The 18,387-nt window shown below is 47.4% G+C and carries 17 protein-coding genes; 9 read left to right on the top strand and 8 right to left on the bottom strand.

Annotation, left to right across the window (positions count from 1 at the left end; genetic code table 11):
• Positions 1–73 precede the first annotated feature (73 nt).
• Positions 74–3,235: an MMPL family transporter gene (locus tag BLS15_RS00085; protein WP_028531904.1), complete on the bottom strand. Its 3,162-nt coding sequence runs from the start codon at positions 3,233–3,235 to the stop codon at positions 74–76.
• The gene (locus tag BLS15_RS00080) at positions 3,232–3,681 is read right to left on the bottom strand and encodes a MarR family winged helix-turn-helix transcriptional regulator (RefSeq protein ID WP_021252583.1); all 450 of its coding nucleotides are present in this window, start codon (positions 3,679–3,681) and stop codon (positions 3,232–3,234) included. The genes BLS15_RS00085 and BLS15_RS00080 overlap by 4 nt, the downstream gene beginning before the upstream one ends.
• 220 nt (positions 3,682–3,901) lie before the next feature.
• Between BLS15_RS00080 and trmL the strand changes: the two genes are divergently transcribed.
• Together trmL and BLS15_RS00070 are read left to right on the top strand one after the other, a co-directional pair.
• On the top strand, positions 3,902–4,366 hold the full coding sequence (gene trmL / locus BLS15_RS00075; protein WP_021261527.1) for a tRNA (uridine(34)/cytosine(34)/5-carboxymethylaminomethyluridine(34)-2'-O)-methyltransferase TrmL: 465 nt from the start codon (positions 3,902–3,904) through the stop codon (positions 4,364–4,366).
• 143 nt (positions 4,367–4,509) lie between these two features.
• Complete coding sequence (locus tag BLS15_RS00070) at positions 4,510–4,758, top strand: AbrB/MazE/SpoVT family DNA-binding domain-containing protein (protein ID WP_021252581.1); 249 nt, start codon at positions 4,510–4,512, stop codon at positions 4,756–4,758.
• A gap of 148 nt (positions 4,759–4,906) precedes the next feature.
• Here BLS15_RS00070 and BLS15_RS00065 read toward each other — a convergent pair whose 3' ends face one another.
• From BLS15_RS00065 to BLS15_RS00050, 4 genes are all read right to left on the bottom strand, one after another.
• The gene (locus BLS15_RS00065) at positions 4,907–5,188 is read right to left on the bottom strand and encodes a 50S ribosomal protein L25 (protein ID WP_028531905.1); all 282 of its coding nucleotides are present in this window, start codon (positions 5,186–5,188) and stop codon (positions 4,907–4,909) included.
• A gap of 38 nt (positions 5,189–5,226) precedes the next feature.
• A complete protein-coding gene (locus BLS15_RS00060) occupies positions 5,227–5,436 on the bottom strand; it encodes a sporulation protein Cse60 (RefSeq protein WP_021252579.1) in 210 nt (69 codons plus the stop codon).
• A 387-nt stretch (positions 5,437–5,823) separates the two neighbouring features.
• Complete coding sequence (locus BLS15_RS00055) at positions 5,824–6,891, bottom strand: phosphodiester glycosidase family protein (RefSeq protein ID WP_028531906.1); 1,068 nt, start codon at positions 6,889–6,891, stop codon at positions 5,824–5,826.
• A 17-nt stretch (positions 6,892–6,908) separates the two neighbouring features.
• Positions 6,909–7,319 carry a hypothetical protein gene (locus tag BLS15_RS00050; RefSeq protein ID WP_021252577.1) on the bottom strand — a complete coding sequence of 137 codons (411 nt, stop codon included), beginning with the start codon at positions 7,317–7,319 and terminating at the stop codon, positions 6,909–6,911.
• A gap of 200 nt (positions 7,320–7,519) precedes the next feature.
• Here BLS15_RS00050 and BLS15_RS00045 point away from each other — a divergent pair, with 200 nt between their 5' ends.
• Together BLS15_RS00045 and BLS15_RS00040 are read left to right on the top strand one after the other, a co-directional pair.
• Entirely contained in the window at positions 7,520–9,892 is a 2,373-nt protein-coding gene (locus BLS15_RS00045; protein ID WP_090509257.1) for a sensor histidine kinase, read from the top strand.
• Between the two features lie 354 nt (positions 9,893–10,246).
• On the top strand, positions 10,247–11,458 hold the full coding sequence (locus tag BLS15_RS00040) for an aminotransferase-like domain-containing protein (RefSeq protein WP_021252575.1): 1,212 nt from the start codon (positions 10,247–10,249) through the stop codon (positions 11,456–11,458).
• A 176-nt stretch (positions 11,459–11,634) separates the two neighbouring features.
• Here the strand turns inward: BLS15_RS00040 and BLS15_RS00035 are convergent, their stop codons facing one another.
• Positions 11,635–12,537, bottom strand: a complete 903-nt coding sequence (locus BLS15_RS00035; protein WP_021252574.1) for a DUF2161 family putative PD-(D/E)XK-type phosphodiesterase — start codon at positions 12,535–12,537, stop codon at positions 11,635–11,637.
• Positions 12,538–12,802: 265 nt separating this feature from the next.
• Between BLS15_RS00035 and BLS15_RS00030 the strand changes: the two genes are divergently transcribed.
• Both BLS15_RS00030 and BLS15_RS00025 read left to right on the top strand, forming a co-directional pair.
• Entirely contained in the window at positions 12,803–14,698 is a 1,896-nt protein-coding gene (locus BLS15_RS00030) for a PrkA family serine protein kinase (protein WP_021252573.1), read from the top strand.
• 323 nt (positions 14,699–15,021) lie between these two features.
• On the top strand, positions 15,022–15,564 hold the full coding sequence (locus tag BLS15_RS00025; RefSeq protein ID WP_028531910.1) for a DUF2199 domain-containing protein: 543 nt from the start codon (positions 15,022–15,024) through the stop codon (positions 15,562–15,564).
• Positions 15,565–15,709: 145 nt separating this feature from the next.
• On the opposite strand, the gene BLS15_RS00020 is transcribed toward BLS15_RS00025, so the two are convergent.
• A complete protein-coding gene (locus BLS15_RS00020) occupies positions 15,710–16,570 on the bottom strand; it encodes a DUF368 domain-containing protein (RefSeq protein ID WP_051249843.1) in 861 nt (286 codons plus the stop codon).
• 120 nt (positions 16,571–16,690) lie between these two features.
• Here BLS15_RS00020 and BLS15_RS00015 point away from each other — a divergent pair, with 120 nt between their 5' ends.
• The 3 genes from BLS15_RS00015 to BLS15_RS00005 form a co-directional block, all read left to right on the top strand.
• Positions 16,691–17,329, top strand: coding sequence for a TetR/AcrR family transcriptional regulator (locus tag BLS15_RS00015; protein ID WP_021252570.1), 639 nt, complete (start codon positions 16,691–16,693; stop codon positions 17,327–17,329).
• Between the two features lie 12 nt (positions 17,330–17,341).
• Positions 17,342–17,818, top strand: coding sequence for a DUF4188 domain-containing protein (locus BLS15_RS00010; protein WP_090509256.1), 477 nt, complete (start codon positions 17,342–17,344; stop codon positions 17,816–17,818).
• Between the two features lie 135 nt (positions 17,819–17,953).
• Positions 17,954–18,387, top strand: a 434-nt coding sequence (locus BLS15_RS00005) for a hypothetical protein (protein ID WP_217635858.1), incomplete at its 3' end; no start/stop codon positions are given.

The raw sequence follows: 18,387 nt of genomic DNA, 5'->3' as shown, positions 1-18,387 counted from the left end.
TGTATTTCATGTGATCAATGGATATTTAATGGATATTCAATGGATTAATACTCAAGTGACCTAGAAAAGCAGTTTAGGCACTAACTTGCTGTTTCGCTTTCTCGTCCAGCTGCTTATGGAAGAACGGCCACCAGTTGGCAGAACCGAACGTCTTGACCATGACGGGTACGAAGAACGGCAGGATGAGGAATGTATACAGGGTAAGTCCGGATAATACGACAGTTGCAATTTGCATCATGGACAGTACGCCTGATGGATAGAAGGAAGCAAATGTTCCTCCTAAGATGATTACGGCAGAAATAATAACCGTCCCCATATTTTTCATCGCGTATAGGATTGCATCCTTCACATCCAGATGCTTATTCTCATTGAAGCGCTCCATCAAGAAGATGCTGTAATCGACGCCAAGTGCCATCAGCATAACGAAGCCGAAGAATGGAGCTGCCCATGTAACGCCGGAGTAATCCAGCATCTTCGTAAAGATCACTTCCGTAATTCCCATCGAAGTGAAGAAGGTAAGCAGCAAGGATGCTACGATATACAGCGGCATAATGATGGATCGGAACAGGACAATCAGGATGAGTAATATGCCGATGATCATGTACGTTACAGTTCTCATATAATCTTCACCAGACATTTGCTTCAAGTCGGCAAACGTGCTCGATACACCGCCAACTGCGATCGTCGCCTTTTCCAAGGAAGTTCCCTTCACACTGCGATCCACAGCTGCCTTCACAGCGTCGATCCGATCGATAGCCGGGGTTCCATATGGATTATCAGCAAAGATGACGTCCAAGGTCATTACACTGCGATCCTCGGATAAGTACATATCGAGCGCTTTGCGGAAGGCGTCATTCGTTAATACTTCATCAGGAACGAACCAGCCGCCAAGCTCTTTATCGGGCGCTGTACTTACATTTTGCAAATATCCCTGAGCAGAGTTGAGCCCATCCGATACTTGCGTCAATCCATCGGCTCCATCCTTCAAGCCGGTCGTCAGCTTGCCAATCTGATCAGATAATTGCGAGAAGCCGTCTCCGATCTGTTTTTGGCCAGCTTGAAGTTTATCAAGTCCTGTTATGATGCCAGGGACTTTGCTAATGATTTGGCCTTGGCCACTGGCTGCCTGCTTCAGACCTGACTCTAGCTGCGAGATGCCTGCAATGAGCTGATCGAACCCTGATGCCAGCGCCTTCTGGCCGGTAGTGGCTTGCTCGTAGCCTTGGTTCGCCTGAGCCATGCCTCCGTTTACTTTCGCTAATGTAGATTGCATCTGTCCAAGAGCGCCGGATAATTGGGCTGCCCCTTGCCCAGCAGCGGTTACGGTACCGCGAATCGCCATATAATCAGCGTCTCTCAACAAATCAGGGAATCGTTCCTCCAAGCTGGCGAACCGAGTCGTTAACGATTGCAGCGATTTGGTCAATTCGCTGAATTGTGTATTCATTTGGCCAACGCCGCTTGTTATTTCAGTGAGACCTTGCCCAATCTGCTTATAGGTATCGAGCAGCTTCTGATGGGCTTGGCCCAGCTTTTGCGCACTCTCCTTGGCCTGCTTCAGACCTTGCTGCAGTTGGCCGGCACCGGCAGAACCATCGCGAATGCCAGATTCAATGCGGCCAAGTCCCTCATTCAGCTGCTTGATTCCGGATTTCAGTTCTTCGGTTCCCGCGGTGAGCTGTGCTGCTCCGCTAGCTGCCTCTTTGAGCTTAGGCTCGTTTTTGCTTAATTCGTTGCTCGCTTCGGACAATCCATCTTTAATTTTGGATAATCCGTCATTTCCCTTGGACAGGCCGCTGTCAAGTGTCTTGATCTGTTCGGTAATTTGGAAGTCCTTGATTTCATCGCCTGCAGGTCGGCTAAGGCTGCGAACGCCCGATACACCATCTACCTTAATCAGCTCACGGCTCATTTTCTCAGCTACGGCCATATATTCGCCCACCTGAAGCGGGGAAGAGCTCTTGATGACGACCTGGGTTGGCATGGATTCGCCAGGCTCGAAGCTGTCTGCAATAATATTAAAGGCTTTGACGGAATCGTATTTATCACCGATTTCCTCCAAGCTGTTAAACGATACTTCACCTTTATAGGATATTAGGAATGGCACAGTGACGGCTGCAACCACGAGCATCGCTGCCAGCGGTCGGCGCAGTGAGAATGAGCCAATGGCACCCCACGAACGGCTTTCTTTATGCTCAATCGATTTCTTCGCTGGCCAGAACAGCTTCTTGCCGAGCACGGCCATGAAGAACGGTACGACCGTTACTAACGCGAGCAGCATAATCGCAATTCCAATGGCAACTGCAACGGCAGAACGATACAAATTGAATTCGGAAAATCCAATCACGGAAAAACCGACAAGTACGGCGATTCCGGAGAAGAGGACTGTTTTGCCGGCAGTACGGTACGTAGCGGCAATCGCATCCCATAGATCGTCGTGCTTAGCGAGCTCTTCCTTATACCGACTGAGGAGCAGGATGCAGTAATCCGTTCCAATTCCGAATAAGACAGCCACCATAAAGATTTGCGTGAACGTCGATAACGGGAATTGGGTGCTTTCGACAAGAAATGCGACAATGGATTGTGAAATGATGTAGCTCAGACCGACTGTTAGCAGCGGAATGAAGGCTGCGACGATCGAGCGGAAGACGAAAAATAGGATGGCTAGAATGAATACAACGGTAATCAGTTCCGACTTCTTCAAGCCCTCTTGTGAGCTGACGAGTTGGTCATTTTCAATCAGCTTGCGACCGGTAATGTAGTGTTCAACAGAAGTAGAAGCAAGTTCTTTATTGATTTGATCACGAATTTCTACCGGATTCGCTGTCTCGGTACTGACTGACAGGGAGGTGAGTACGGTTTTGTTGTCTTTGGAAATTAATTTATCCTTCAATTCCGACTGTCCGTATGGTTCGAGCATGGAGACGATATGAAGGCTGTTTTTGTTTTGATTGAGCTGCTGAATAGCATGCAGAATATCTTTGGTATCCTTATCCGTCAATCCATTTGGATTATGGAAGACCAGTGCCATACTCGTTTCATGTGCATTGCCTTTCGCATTGGACACTTCATCCATGATGCGGATCGCTTCTGCAGAGGAGTAGCCGTCAGGTACGCCAATCGTACCATGCTCCTTCACAAGCTCAGATAGCGACGGTGCTGCTATGGCAAGAATAACAGCAACCGCAATCCAGGCCGTCATGACGGCCCATCTTGCTTTTAGTATCGTTTTCATGTTTGATTCTTCCCTTCTGTCATCAAGCGGGCGAGCTTCTCGTACGTCCCGATGAAGGTTTCGACTTCCGTTTCATTGAAATGAGTCAGATAAGAGGAGACAATATCCTGTACCTGCTTATCCACTTGCTCATAGACCATCTGCCCTTCCTCGGTTAAGGACAGTTCGATGACGCGACGATCCTCCTCAGCAGGTGTTCGTTCTACATATCCGTGATCGACAAGTCTATTTATAATGGCGGTAATGGAGCTCTTGACGACCTTGAATACAGCGGCCAGATCGGTGGAAGTGCACTGCCCTCGCTGATGAAGTACGCACATAATCTGGTATTGATCGATGGTTAGATGATTGGGGATTGCTTCTCCGATCTCGTTAAATAAATGCTTCACTACTGTAAATTCTGCGGCTATATACCGTTCGATGACGGTTTTGGCATCTCGTTTCACAACAATAGCTCCCTTATGATATTAAATGGTTCGATAATCAAATCGTTCAATAGTCGAATCATTCGATTGTAGAACTATAATAATTCATGCAAAATCCAATGTCAAACCCACCTCTATGAACATGGTGCAATAAGATCAATTTACTTGCTGTGCACGGAAATCTATAGGCTTGCCATATTGGTGTATAATATAACAATGAAATATGTGAGGTGAACATCAGATGGCTTTCAACATCGTTCTGGTTGAACCAGAAATACCAGCTAACACAGGAAATATTGCGCGCACTTGCGCAGCGACGGGTACTCATCTGCACTTGGTTCGTCCACTCGGGTTCCGAACGGACGATGCGACCTTGAAGCGTGCAGGTCTCGATTATTGGTATGCAGTAACGATTCATTACTATGATTCGTTCCAAGAACTTCAGGAGAAATACAAGGACGGCCGCTTCTTCTACTCGACGAAGAAAGCAGACAACTGCTACAGTGACTTCTCGTTCCAGGATGGGGACTTCTTCGTATTCGGCAAGGAGACAAAAGGTCTCCCTGAGGAGATCATTCATGCGAATCCAGAGACATGCATGCGCATGCCAATGACGGATAAGGTACGGTCACTCAACTTGTCTAATGCAGCGGCAATTGTCGTATATGAAGCACTGCGTCAAGTAGACTTCTTTAATTTGCGGTAATTGCACCATATTACAAGATTTGAATAAAAACGAATTGAATTGACAAATTTCAGCAGGATTTTGGATCGAGGCATCGAAGTAGTAGGGGCAGTAGTTTCGAGGGTAAACATGAGAGAAGAGAATATTCAAGAGAGGTGGAACTGATGAAACCTGCCGGTGTTGTCCGTAAAGTCGATCAGCTGGGACGTATCGTACTTCCCAAATCGCTGAGGAAGCGCTACCAGATGAACGAAGGGGATCCTGTTGAAATTTTGGTTCAAGGAGATCATATTATTTTAGAGCGCTACCGTCCGAAATGCGTATTTTGTGGGTCAATGGATGGGGTAGCGGATTTCAAGGATCGATACATATGCGCACAATGTATGCATGACATGACTCACTTGGCTCGATAAAGAGAAACAAGAGGCGAAGCATCACACTCGGTGATGCTTCTTTTTAATTTGTGGAGCTATAAATAAAATTAGCCAAGGGGAGAAGAGATTCTCCGACCTTGGCTGTATGATTATACTTGTAGTAGTGCTTGAAGGAAATGCAGGGGAATTACACACGCAGTAAGTCAGCATGCACAATGTCATTCGTAACAGGATGACGCTGAATCTCCTTGACGGTAGCCGTAATCGAATCTGCCCCGTCTAAGCTGAGTTCCAACTGGCTGCTTGTCGTATCTCTGACCCACATGGAGAACTTCTTCTCATCCAAGTGAAGATTCACGCTCGTCCCCTTGTGCAGCAGGACACAAGGCAGCCGTCCATCCTTGCGAAGCTGCCGCAGTGTTCCTCGATCCTCGCTGTTTCTTGTTACTGCCTGAAAATGCTGCATCATGACAAACCTCTCCTTTTCAAATGTTCGGTGTATCGCAGCTATGGCTCATGCTTCCCAGCAGGAACGCTAGCTGTCCGATAGATGACCAATATACAGCTTCTTTGCTCGGAGATTTCGCGATTTGGGCGATAACCTGCCGAGTATTTAATCTCAATAACTTGCTCTTCCTGCAGCGTTGCCAAAAACTCATTTGCCTTCTGCTCCGCTGTCACTGAGCCTACGTCTACAAACTCTCTTACCTGGATCATTGCATCAGTCCTTTCCTCACAGTAGACCATTAAATGTAAAATCCTATAAATATGCACGAAGGCATCTCGCCCCAGTGGGGTGAAATGCCTCGTTATTCTTATCGTATCAAGTTAGGTAACGGGTGTCAATCCAACCGGATGTATCCATATTTAGAAATGGAAGCATAAAAAGAAGCCTTCCGCAATCGGAAAGCTCCTTCTTCTTACAAGCCGCTCGTCTTATCCTCATTGTAGCCAGCTGTTAACATAGCTACGATGAACATTGCGAATACGAGCATAATGATCCCAAAAGTTACGGACATGATATGCACACCCCCAATGGATGCCTTTATTATACCCAAAACATACCAAAATGAAAATATGAAATGCAGGTTGTTCCGTAAGTTGTCATTTGAAGAACAAGAAATGAGTAGGAAGAGATCGCATCTCGCCATCAGATGGTGTGTTGACAACTCGTCCATTGAATACAAGCGTCGATGAGCCTCCACCATCCAGGTTGTATGCATCTCTTACGCCGAGATTCGCCAGCTTGCGCTGCAGTTCCTCCAACGTAGCACCGGAGCTGCCGCCTTCGTTATAGCCGTCAACAACTAAGATGAGCAGCTGATCATCCTTGTAATTGCCGATAACGGTACGGGGCGCCCTCGCGGGTGACGTCTTCCATTTATCAGGGATCGTAAGACTCGCACCATTCTTTAATAGAACAGGGACGAAGGTTGCTCCATATTCAGGCTTAAGCTTGTCCAGCTCTTCCTTCTGATAGAACTGTCCGCCAATCAAGCGGGAATTGATGTCCATGCCGACGAAGGACAGATTCTTGAAGCTTGGCTCGAATGAGGGGACGTATTTGCCATTCACCACGGTCGTTCCAAGTGGATAGCGTTTGCCTCTGCTCTCTGCATAACCGCCAGCGTTAATGCCAGCAATGGCATTATGCCGCTTCACAGCTTGCATCGTCGTCTCCGATCCACCATACTCGTCGCGGCCAAGCGTCATTTGCATTGCCTGCGGATCCTTCAATTTGACCTTCATCGCATATCCACGATAAGTGGGCTGATTGATTGTGTATAATTCCGCGCGCAGCTTCTCGCTGTCGATGCGCTCCTTCGGTGTGCCGAGCCGCGATGATATCCGGCGATCATAGATACGCTCTGGCCGCTTCGCTTGGCTATTCGCCGATTGAACGATGTCATTCATCGTTGTGGTCGTCCGATTATACAAGGTAGAGATACGTCGTACGGATTCGATTGTATAGACGGCCGTCGCCTTCGCTTGATCCAATTGAGCGGATACTTGAGCCTGCGTCTTATTGAATGCTGCTGGCTCCGCAAGCGGCTTGTTATCGAATTGAAGCGATACGCTCTGCGAAGAGATCAGCATCCAGATCATCATGCCAAGAAAAGGTGCAGTGATCATCATGAAGAGCCGATTGACCACTTTTACTTGCAATTTCATAAAAACCGCCTCGCTTGTTATTTCAACAAATCCATCTTCTTCTGCAGCTCCGCAAGCTGCTTCTTCACTTCGTTCAATTGTGTATACAGCTTGTTGCTGTTGTCCGTTTTGTTCGAAGTATTATCCTTTGTAAACGTAAGTAGTTCATTGAACGATTGAACTTTGCTTTGCATGGCATCCATCTTCTTATTTAACTCGCCGAGCTGCTTTTCATAGTCTAATTTGACTTGCTGCAGTTGGGCCTCGGTTTGCACTTGAATTTCCTGAAGCATTGTTTTCTTCATATGGGTGCTGTAGAAGTAAGTAGCCGTTACTCCAATACCGATCATAATGACCCAGAAGAGGAGAAACCATTTGGCGCTAGCTCCGCTCGTCTTCGTTCGGGAGCGACGTGCCGTGTCGCGTTCCGTCTGTGCTGTTGGTTGCAATTGAATCACCTCGAAAGAAGTCGAATGGTAACGTAAAAACATTACCCATTCTAGCATGAATTCTATCATTATTGGGGGAAGAGATGCAAAATTCATACAAATCTTGCATTGAAGTTACAGGAAGCGTTCGTTAGAATAAAGAAAGGTTTGTGATGAAATTTGTCGATAAATGATTCTTCTGTCAGGGGTAAAGAAGAGAGATGGAGAAAAAAGGAATAAAATCGAAAAATTTGAAAACGATTACAAAAATAGGGTTATTAGTATTACTCGTATTGCAGTGCTGGTTCGTATTTGTAACGGTTCGGTATCCTTATTTAGGGATTCGTGTGCAGGTAGAGCAAGGGGTATGGACAATCGCCGAATTCTCAAAAGAGGCATTCGCGACAAGACACCAGCTGCAGGTTGGTGACCGGATCATTAGCATTAACGGCAACCCGCCAAATGAACATCCAACCGTCCGACGATGGCACACGATTGAACAAGCGGAATATATCGTTATTGATCACTCTGGGCATAGCAGGCTTATCGATATAGCGTACGAACCTCGTCATCCGTTTTCCGGAGTGCTGCCGTTTGCGAGTGAGTTTATCTTCATTGTACTTGCAGGATACATATGGTGGAAGGAACGTTCCAGCTTGTCCATGAGAATGTTGTCCTGCTTGCTGCTTATAATGGTCATCATCTATATGAGCATGGGAGCTACATTCCGGGGAGATATGCTTGGTCAGATTATTATTTGGTGCGCCGTAGCCTTAATACCGATCGTTCTGCTGCACTTCATTGCACAATTTTTCTATGAGAAAGCGGGTATCGCATATTCACGGCGCGGCATTCACGTGTTCTATGGAATCGTTGGCTTATACTTTGTGTTAAAAACAACGCTTCTTATGACCGATTATGTGTACGATGTGTACCAAATTGACAATATCGTAGCCGATTGGCTCTTTGTGAGCGGAGTGGCCTACAATTTCTATTGGATCGCATCCACTTATTATCGCAATCGATTAAGCTCACCTCATATCGCATCTGTCATTCGTTATGTGTGGATATGGATGGGGATTGCATTTACACCAATCCTGTTATTGACCTATGTTCCAATGATATTCCGTCAGGATCCGCTTGTACCGCCGCTATTGACGGGGTGGTTCACATTGCTGCTGCCATTAAGCTTTGTGTATTTGAATCGCTTCCATAAATTGTCTGACTTTGAGATTGTCATTAAGCGGGTCGTGTCGCTTGTTCTTATCGCCATGGTTCCGGGGGCGCTCCTTGTTGGATTGAATGCGATCATCTTTGTTGAATCTCATACGATCGTGCAGCATATATTCAGCTTTGGCTTTATCGTTATCTTATTGTCCGTTCTGCTGTACAGCTTCCCATACTTCAATCGGAAGCTTACAACAGCAATTTATCCGAGCAATCAGCGGCTGAAGGAGTCGCTGCAGCTGATTACGGCTCAATTAACTGCACTAGATACGATGCAGGAATGGAGCAAGGCGATCCTCTACTCCCTCATCAAGACCTTGAAGGTTCGGGGGGCAGCACTTGTGATCAAAAACCCGCATAATGATATCGAGCTCTATATTGATGGTGGACTCGATGCAACAGATGTGGAGCGGCGAGTTCGTTCGGGTCAATTCTATTCCGAGTCGGCTTATTGGTTCGAGGTTGAGCGGCATGATGTGTACATTGCGTATTTGGTAGTCGCACATCGTGAAGATGGAGCTGAGCTGAACATGGAGGAACAAGAATGGATACGTCAGTTAATCCGCTATATGAATATCGGCATGAAGAAAGTGATGATGATTCATTTGCTGAATACGCAAGTAGAGCAGCTGAAACGGGAAACCGAACGGAAGCCTGTAACCTTGCAATCCTTAACAACAGGGCCGTGGGTGATTGAGAAAATGTTCGGCTCTATGGAGAAGGACAAAGGAAAACTGTCCAATATGCTGCAGCATACGGTTATGCGGCGCTTGCATGATGTTGGCATGCAGCTTGATGCCATTCAAGCAAACACGGAAGCGACCGCTTTTCGGGAGCAGCTAGCTCAAGTAGAGAAGCAGTTGACAGACGTGAATATGGAACTGCGGCATACCTGTCTGGGGCTTGATCCGCAGCTTATGCACACGGCGGGCTTCGCTAATGCGGTTCGGCAATATATTGAAGGGGAATGCGGAGAGTGGAGCGAGCGCGTTCATTTCCAAGTGGATCAGGAAGCTGGGATTGATGCACTGTATCCGGCTATGAAGCTGCATGTATTCCGTATGGTGCAGGAGCTTCTGCATAATTCAGCCCAGCATGCTTATGCTAAAAATATTGACCTTCAAGTACGTAAGGATGAAGGGCAAATTGTCATTCTATATGAAGATGATGGAGTTGGTTTTGAAGCAGCAGCTGTGTTCAATGAACGTGCGAAGGTGAAGGGACTGAAGCTCCTCCGTGCCCGTGTTCTTCTGTTGAATGGCAGTATGACGTGGGATGCTTCACCAGGAGAAGGCGTCTGCATTATTATTTCGATTCCATTCCGCATGATGTATGGACTGCTTCGCGGAGGAGAGCCAAGCGCATAGCGGGTAGTTAAGGTTAATTTCATCATGATTGCATATGAAAAAGGAGCGTCTCATCACCAGCTTCGGTGACAGGGTGCTCCTTTTTTGGACGATAACATGAGCTGTTGTACCTTGATCGATTATTAAAATGTATTGGGGTATAGTAGTTACCTTCGATAAGACATAGAATAGTAGTAGTATTGCACCCAGCAATGAAGGGGCTTTAAACTTTGCGTTCAATTTCTATATCATGTATTTATGATGCCGGATGCGCTTACATGTGACAAGATTGTGATGACTGCAAATCATACTCACCATTGCATTAATAAAGCGTTGGGTGTATCATTTTTGGAAATAGGAAGGGATGATACCGTTATGCAATATAATTTTTCTGCTCGCGTTCGCTCTGTAGAGAGCTCGGTAGTGCGCGATATTTTGAAATTAACACAGGGCAAGTCGATAATCTCTTTCGCTGGAGGATTACCGGCAGACGAACTGTTCCCAATTGATGCGATTCGTGAAGCTTCTGAGCGTGTATTCCGTCAAGGCCCGCAAGCCTTGCAATACGGATTGACAGAAGGTGCCGTTGTGCTGCGTGAGAGACTGGCTGCTCGTATGCAAGCCAATCGCGGCATTGAATCGGAAGCAGATGAGATTCTAGTTACATCAGGCTCTCAGCAAGCGATTGACTTGTACGCAAGAGCATTGCTGGATCCAGGTGATGTTGTCCTCGTGGAGAATCCAACTTATCTTGCTTGCCTGCAAGTGCTTGGTTCCTACAGCGCCCGCATCATTCCGGTGGAGAGCGACAGCAACGGTATGGTTCCGGAAGATTTGGCTGCTAAGCTGAAAGAACATAATCCGAAATTTGTATATGTAGTACCAACGTTCAGCAATCCGACAGGGCGAGTATGGAGCCTGGAGCGCAGACAAGCGTTGTTGGATCTATGCCGCGAGCATGAAGTTCTCATATTTGAGGATGATCCATACGGAGATTTGAAGTTTACAGATAACAAGGTACCTAATATCGCTTCCCTGGAAGGGAAAACAGAGGAGCGAATTGTAGCCTATACGAGCACGTTCAGTAAGACAGTTGCCCCGGGACTGCGCACAGGCTGGATCGTTGCGGATAAGCAGGTTATTCGCATGATGGCTCGGGCGAAGCAATCTGCGGATCTCCATTCCAGTGTTCTGGATCAGCTGATCCTTAGTGAGATGCTCTTGCCAGAAGTATTTGATCTGGATGGACATATTCGCAAGCTGTCTTCCGTGTACAAAGAACGAATGGAGACGATGGCCTCCGAATTGCAGCAGGAGATGTGGAAGGACGCGAAGTGGAATACGCCTCAAGGCGGCATGTTCTTCTGGGTAGAGCTTCCTGAAGGCTTGGATGCCCAAGCATTGCTCAAGGTTGCTGTAGAGAAGGGTGTAGCATTCGTTCCGGGCATGTCCTTCTATGCAGGTGAACCAAATCGCAACACAATGCGTCTTAACTATTCGTTTGCGCAGCCGAGTGTCATCCGTACCGGAATGGAGCGCCTGACAGAGGCAGCCTCCGAATTCTTGGGCCGTTACTCTGGTGTGTAAGCAATCGTACGCAAAACGTTCGTAAATGTAGAGATCATGAGAAGCAAGCAGTCCTGTCTGGGCTGCTTGCTTTTTTTTTGAAACTGGATGGGGTTAGAAGTGGATTGCATTGGACAGGTCTCAGATAGAAGGCTAACGATCTGTTGCCGCGACAGGGTAATAAATCCGAAAATGGACTAAGGCGATAATCCTGGCAGCTGCGCAAGAATATTCGCATATTGTGCAATAGCCGCTGTCCCTTCGGAGGTCAATGCATAAATCCCCCGGCTCTGGCGCTCGAACCACCCGTAGTAATTTTTCTGCAAAATGCTGGCCGCATCACCAACTCCAGCTCTGCTGCGAACAACTGCAGCTCGAAGCGGGCCCTCCTGCAGTACATTAGCCACTCGAAGCGCTTTCTCACGATAGGCTGTAACGAGCGGCTGCTTCGTCGTGCCGCCTACGTTATAGTCGCCGCTGCGCGCATGGAATTCACGGACAAGCCTTGCAGCTCTAGTCTTGGACGGTCTGACTGGCTTCGGCTTATATACGGCTTGATCTGCTTGCTCTACCCATCCTGGAGGATGACAGATTGCCTCTACAAATGGCGCCTTTCGTTTAAAGAAGGTGACGAGCAGAAATCCTAATCCGAGCCGTTCGCATAATTGTCGAAGTCCGGATACCGGGTGGCTGCTGCGGGTTGCTTTTTTTTTGGCTACAGCAACGTATACGGTCGACGACAGCTTTAAGCGATCAAGCGCCTGAAGCAACAGCGTTACGTTGAAGGAAGACTTCAATTCGATAATAATCGGCTCTGCTTCCGGTGCATCTGGGCGGATAGCAACCATATCACAATGGCGAACCTCACCCCGAACATGATATCCAATCGCTTCAAAGTACGTCTTAATTGGGGCGTACAGCTCTGATTCTTTAAGAATGACTCTAGACGAGTCCAATTGCTTCTCTCTCGTCTCCTCCGTCTCATGTTGTTGCTCCAGCTCTGCTGCGATTGAATCCGAGCGGACAGGCGATGCACGCTGTGAGCGTGCAGATTGTTTCGTTTTTTTGGCTCGAGTAGAAGGGGATGTTGATTTGCCCATACGAACGGTTTCTCCTTTCCCGATGAAAAAGGGGGACAAATCTTGTGATGATTTCTCCGGCCTCTTTCCTATAACTCTTCGTCCCATTATACCATGCTCATGATCGAACCAAAGGTTGGGCTTGTATATGCAGAAAATTTCGTGATATTCACAGGCTTGTTCCGCATAGTTATGTAGTACACTAATTTTTTCTCTAAAGTGAGATAGACGCAAAGCGGCGATGGAGGGCTGTGTTGCAAATCGGGAGCAATGGAGGTTTAAAGGGATGGACATATTCAAACGGATTTCAGAACATCGTGCCGAAAGTGAACAATTGGCCTGGACCGGAACATTTAAACAATATGTCGAGTTGCTGCGTCGTGACCCCGCTCCGGCGATGACGGCACATGCGCGCGTGTATGAGATGATTGCGTCGTATGGTGTGGAAGAGGTTAACGGGCAGACCAGATATAAGTTTTTCGATAAGGAAATATTCGGTCTTGACCGTGCCATTGAGAAGCTGGTGGAAGAATATTTTCACTCTGCTGCGAAGCGGCTTGATGTGCGGAAGCGGATATTGCTATTGATGGGGCCTGTGAGCGGAGGGAAATCAACCCTGGTCACGATGCTGAAGCGGGGCATGGAGCAGTTCTCCCGAACCGAGCGGGGAGCTATATATGCAATCAAGGGCTGCCCTATGCATGAAGAACCGCTGCACCTGATACCGAATGAACTTCGGCCTGAGGTTGAGCGCGAGCTGGGTGTTCGCATTGAGGGAAATCTCTGCCCGTCTTGCCAACTGCGATTGAAGACGGAATATGACAACGACATCGAGCGGGTACTGGTGGAACGAGTGCTTGTATCGGAGGAAAATCGGATTGGGATCGGGACATTCAGTCCATCGGATCCGAAGTCGCAGGATATTGCGGACTTAACGGGAAGCATTGACTTCTCTACGATAACGGAGTTTGGTTCGGAGTCTGATCCGCGCGCGTATCGGTTCGATGGGGAACTGAACAAGGCGAACCGCGGCTTGATGGAATTCCAGGAGATGCTGAAGTGCGATGAGAAGTTCCTGTGGAATCTGCTGTCGCTCACACAGGAGGGGAATTTCAAAGCTGGACGATTTGCGCTGATTTCGGCCGATGAGCTCATCATCGCTCACACCAATGAGGCGGAGTACAAAGGCTTCATCGCGAACAAGAAGAATGAGGCGCTTCAATCCCGTATGATTGTCATGCCGATCCCGTATAACTTGAAGGTGTCGCAGGAAGAGCGCATCTATTCGAAGCTGATCAGTCAGAGCGATATGGGTCATGTTCATATTGCGCCGCATGCGCTCAAGGCAGCTGCTATATTCTCCATCTTGACCCGATTGAAGGAGAGCAAGAAGCAGGGCATGGATTTAGTGAAGAAGATGCGGATGTACGACGGTGAAGAGGTAGAAGGCTATAAGGACAATGATCTGAAGGAAATGCAAAGTGAATTTTCCGAGGAAGGGATGTCAGGCGTAGATCCTCGATATGTTATTAACCGGATATCAAGTGCGCTTATAAAGCAGAATCTTCAATGCATTAACGCATTAGATGTACTGCGTGCCTTGAAGGACGGCTTGGATCAGCATGCTTCGATTACGAAGGAGGAACGGGAACGATATCTCAACTATATCTCGATTGCTCGCAAAGAGTACGACAGCCTTGCGAAGAAGGAAGTGCAGAAGGCATTTGTCTACTCGTTCGAAGAATCTGCGAAGACCTTGTTCGAGAATTATCTAGACAATATTGAGGCATTCTGCAATTGGAAGAAGATCCGCGATCCGCTTACGGATGAGGAGCTGGATCCAGATGAGCGGCTTATGCGCTCAATTGAGGAACAAATCGGCGTATCGGAAAATGCGAAGAAGGCGTTCCGGGAAGAGATCCTCATTCGGCTGTCTTCGTATTCACGCAAGGGACGCAAATTCGATTACAACAGCCATGACCGATTGCGTGAGGCGGTAGAGAAGAAGCTGTTCTCTGACTTGAAGGATATCGTCAAGATTACGACGTCCACGAAAACGCCAGATGAAACGCAGTTGAAACGCATTAATGAGGTCTCAGCCAGACTGATGGAGGAACATGGGTATTGCCCAGTTTGCGCCAATGAATTGCTTCGCTATGTAGGGAGCTTGCTTAATCGTTAATCTATAAAGATGGAACGACGGATCATATTTTACATTTCCACCTGCAGCTGCCGCATGCAGGTTTTTTTATGGGAAGATTCATGACCACGAGCTGTCATTAGGATGCGATTGACTTTCACGTAGATTCTATCTGCAACTTCTATCTGATTTACCTCTGAAACAGAGGGGAGAAATATCGAATAAAGGCGCATTTTTTTATCATTCGACACGAACAGACAATATTTTTGTTGTACTTTGTAGAATTTTGTTGAGAAATGTTCACAATTTCCCTCTTTCATTTTCCCTATTTTTGCGTAAAAAATAAGTAGAGGGAGTGGAGAGATATGGAAGAGAGAGAAAGTAGAGCAGAATTGCTAGGAAAACGCCGGAGGCATCGCACACGATTAAGGAAGCCAAGCGATGCTCCTGTGGCGAGTGTGTACACGGATTGTACAGCACCATTCTATGTAACGGAGATTGAGCCGTGGGAACGGGAAGAACGGTGTCAATTGACGCCGGATGAATGCATCATGGACGATGAATATTACTATATACACAGCAGATTGACAGTTCCGTTCCGCAATGGCAGAGGGCAAGTGAGCTGGGATGTATGGGTTCAAATTAATCCCGAACATGTGCGGCATTCGGCATCCAGCAAGGTGCGCCACGTGAAGGGACGCCTATCATCTGCAATTCCAGGCTACCCGGATACATTGACATTGCCTGTGCAATTGACATTCCAGGGCTCATCGAAGCTGCCAGAGGCGCATCTTGGCGAGGCGGAGCATCCGCTCTATGAGGAGCAGCAGGAAGGTTTATCCTTCCAACGCTGGCTTGAGCTGCGTCCGCTGCATAATCAATATCACCAGCTGTCAGATGCCCGTTAGAGGCATAGCACGTATAATATTGGCACCTTACCTACAGCATTTGAACATCATATCGTGCATTCATACAGCAAGGCACCTCATCTTCTGATAATAAGATGAGGTGCCTTGCTGTCGTATAAGCAATCATGTTGTAGTCGAAGCTTTATCATTGCGGCTGCTGCTTCCCTAATCCATAGGCAGCAGCAAATCCAAGAATCATCATTAGGATGCTAATGGCAAGTGTACCGATTGAGCCGTTCAGTCCTGGATAAACAACGGCCAGAGAGCCAACGACCATGCCGATAATAATGGCATACATGATTGATGGGAACTTGGCAAGCAAGAAGCGGATGAACTTCGTGCTAACAATGAATCCGACGATTACCCCGGCGCCAATAATGGCAATGAGCGGCAAGTTCAGTGTTGACAAGGCGTGAATTGCCGTCGGATAAGCGCCGAGCAGGAGTAATACGAATGAACCGCTTACTCCAGGCAGAATCATTGCCATGCTTCCCAGCCATCCAGCGAAAAATAAAAATACCCCTGAGGATGCTGTAAGCTCAATAATCGAGTTATGATCGTCTGGTTTGAAAAACGCTGTGCACGCTACGGCAGCAGCTCCAATCAGCAGCAGAATATAGTGGACAGGCTTGAAGTTGCGCGATCCATCTGCTTCTCTCCACAAAAATGGCAATATACCAACAATAAGACCAAGGAAGAAGAAAAAGGTTGGCTGCGGATGCTCGGCCAATAGCCACTTCATTACTTTACTAAGCAGCAAAATCGCTGAACCGACACCGATGCCTAACGGAATGAGGAAGCCTAGATGCTTCTTCCACTCCCGGCTGAAGAACCCGCTGATTGAAGCGATCAGTTTCTCATAGAATCCGAGTACAACGGCAATTGTACCCCCACTTACTCCGGGAATCAGGTCACTTGCCCCAATCAGAATCCCGCGAATAATATTTTTCCATTCAAACACGTATCTATCTCCTTTTCTATAGTTACTTACCACTCCATTGTACATAAAAAGGGCACAGAGTCCAAACGAAGGGGAATTTACGCTCGTCAAAAAAGTTTACTTGAGTTAATTTAATTACTCAGGTATATTTAAAGCATTGCCGGCAAGAAAGGATTGGAAATAGAAATGGTGATGTTGAATGTCCCGCTGAGAGAGCGGAAGAAGGCAAAGACAAAAATAGCACTTTACGAAGCTTGCTTGGACATGAGTGTGAAGCAATCCTTTCGTGAGATGAAAGTGGAAGATATATGTGCGCAAGTGGAAGTGTCGAAGGTGACCTTTTTTAAGTGCTTCCCGAAAAAGGAAGATGTGCTTGTCTATTACATGTGCGTGTGGTTGACGAAGCGCTGGCTAGAAATCGACGAACAGGGGCTACGGGGCTGGGATGCTGCCAAGCATTTATTCGCCTGCATTGTTGAGGATGACCATGCTCGGCCGGGCATCATGCTGCGTCTTGTGGGACTGCTTGCAGAAGAGAAGATGCATCCACTTATGCCGATGTTGACGGATGCTGAGATTCATCTGCTTTTCCCTGGGAAAGAGGAGCAGGCTCGCGCAATTGATCCAAATCTTTATGTGCTCATGCAGCGAATTGCTGAAGAGGCGATCGCCAAAGGAGAAGCCACAGAACATTATAGTGTCGGGCAAATGACGGAAATGCTGTTTACCATTTTTTATGGAGCCTATTTAACGGCCCATCTTATGATGCGCGGAGATGATATTATGGCCTGTTATATGGAGCATTTAGAAGTGCTAGCAAAATAGGGAGGAATAGAGATGGGGATCCATATGGGGCGCTTTGCGGCCAAGATGGAAGGCTCATTCGTTGTCTTTATTATCGGGATGAGAGTGAATCGTTGGCTTGCGGTACGCAAATGGCTGCCAGTCGCACGGGCCATGCCGCGTATGATGAAGGAGCTGTATCAAGAGAAGGAGCATGGCTTTCTGCATGCCGAATATTTTATTGGGCGAAATGGTCCGATGCTGGTGCAGTACTGGCGTTCCTACGATGACTTAGAGCGGTATGCCAGAAACGGGTTCCATAAGGAAACATGGCGCAAGTTCCATCAGACCGGCAAGGCCGGGGAGGTTGGCGTTTACCATGAGACGTATCAGATTGAACCTGGCCAGTATGAAGCGGTCTATAACTACATGCCTGCATTCGGCCTTGGCAAGGCCGGTCAGCTCATTCCTGTAGAGGCTTCCAATCACAGTTCCCGTCAGCGTATGAACCGGTCTAAAGTAGGAGGTTGATGTTTGTTTCATCGCTGCTTGAATTTTTCTGTAAAATGCATAATTGTTCCTCTTGTTCATCCATACTAACATCGTGCGCCGTGAATATAAGTGCGGCATACGGATAAGATGCGATCGCATAGGAGGAATAGGCATATGTCGAATGAGTACTTGCGCCAGCCAGGTCAACAACAATTTCGGGATTTGGTGCAGCAGGTGAACGAAGGAACGTCCAATCCGGTATCTTATACAAGCAATAGTGCCAGCTATGGAACGGGAATCTCTTCTGGCTATGGTATGAGCAGCAACTTGGGTTCTGGAAGCTATGGAGCGTTAAACGTTGATGTGACAAGAGGTGCATCTCTTCAACCGTCAGGATACCTACATAGCTATACTTCACAACAGTCTGAACAAAATGTAGTACCGAACAACTTTCAATCGAGCGGGTATGTAGGCAGCATCACTTCACAGACACATGGTGCACAACAGAACGTCGTACCGAACAGCTTCCAGCCGACAGGCCAAGTGCAAAGCATTACAGCGCAAACGCATGGAGCGCATCAAAATGTAGTGCCGAACAGCTTCCAGCC

Source organism: Paenibacillus sp. cl6col, from assembly GCF_900102125.1.
GTDB classification, from domain to species: Bacteria; Bacillota; Bacilli; order Paenibacillales; family Paenibacillaceae; genus Paenibacillus_B; species Paenibacillus_B suaedae.
The sequence above is the reverse complement of the archived record's forward strand: the minus strand, read 5'-3'. Positions and strand labels throughout refer to the sequence as shown.

Coding starts and splice junctions, on each gene's coding strand:
- BLS15_RS00085 (WP_028531904.1), bottom strand. CDS start 3,235: ATGAAAACGATACTAAAAGCAAGATGGGCCGTCATGACGGCCTGGATT.
- trmL (WP_021261527.1), top strand. CDS start 3,902: ATGGCTTTCAACATCGTTCTGGTTGAACCAGAAATACCAGCTAACACA.
- BLS15_RS00070 (WP_021252581.1), top strand. CDS start 4,510: ATGAAACCTGCCGGTGTTGTCCGTAAAGTCGATCAGCTGGGACGTATC.
- BLS15_RS00065 (WP_028531905.1), bottom strand. CDS start 5,188: ATGATGCAGCATTTTCAGGCAGTAACAAGAAACAGCGAGGATCGAGGA.
- BLS15_RS00060 (WP_021252579.1), bottom strand. CDS start 5,436: ATGATCCAGGTAAGAGAGTTTGTAGACGTAGGCTCAGTGACAGCGGAG.
- BLS15_RS00055 (WP_028531906.1), bottom strand. CDS start 6,891: ATGAAATTGCAAGTAAAAGTGGTCAATCGGCTCTTCATGATGATCACT.
- BLS15_RS00045 (WP_090509257.1), top strand. CDS start 7,520: ATGGAGAAAAAAGGAATAAAATCGAAAAATTTGAAAACGATTACAAAA.
- BLS15_RS00040 (WP_021252575.1), top strand. CDS start 10,247: ATGCAATATAATTTTTCTGCTCGCGTTCGCTCTGTAGAGAGCTCGGTA.
- BLS15_RS00035 (WP_021252574.1), bottom strand. CDS start 12,537: ATGGGCAAATCAACATCCCCTTCTACTCGAGCCAAAAAAACGAAACAA.
- BLS15_RS00030 (WP_021252573.1), top strand. CDS start 12,803: ATGGACATATTCAAACGGATTTCAGAACATCGTGCCGAAAGTGAACAA.
- BLS15_RS00025 (WP_028531910.1), top strand. CDS start 15,022: ATGGAAGAGAGAGAAAGTAGAGCAGAATTGCTAGGAAAACGCCGGAGG.
- BLS15_RS00020 (WP_051249843.1), bottom strand. CDS start 16,570: ATGTACAATGGAGTGGTAAGTAACTATAGAAAAGGAGATAGATACGTG.
- BLS15_RS00015 (WP_021252570.1), top strand. CDS start 16,691: ATGGTGATGTTGAATGTCCCGCTGAGAGAGCGGAAGAAGGCAAAGACA.
- BLS15_RS00010 (WP_090509256.1), top strand. CDS start 17,342: ATGGGGATCCATATGGGGCGCTTTGCGGCCAAGATGGAAGGCTCATTC.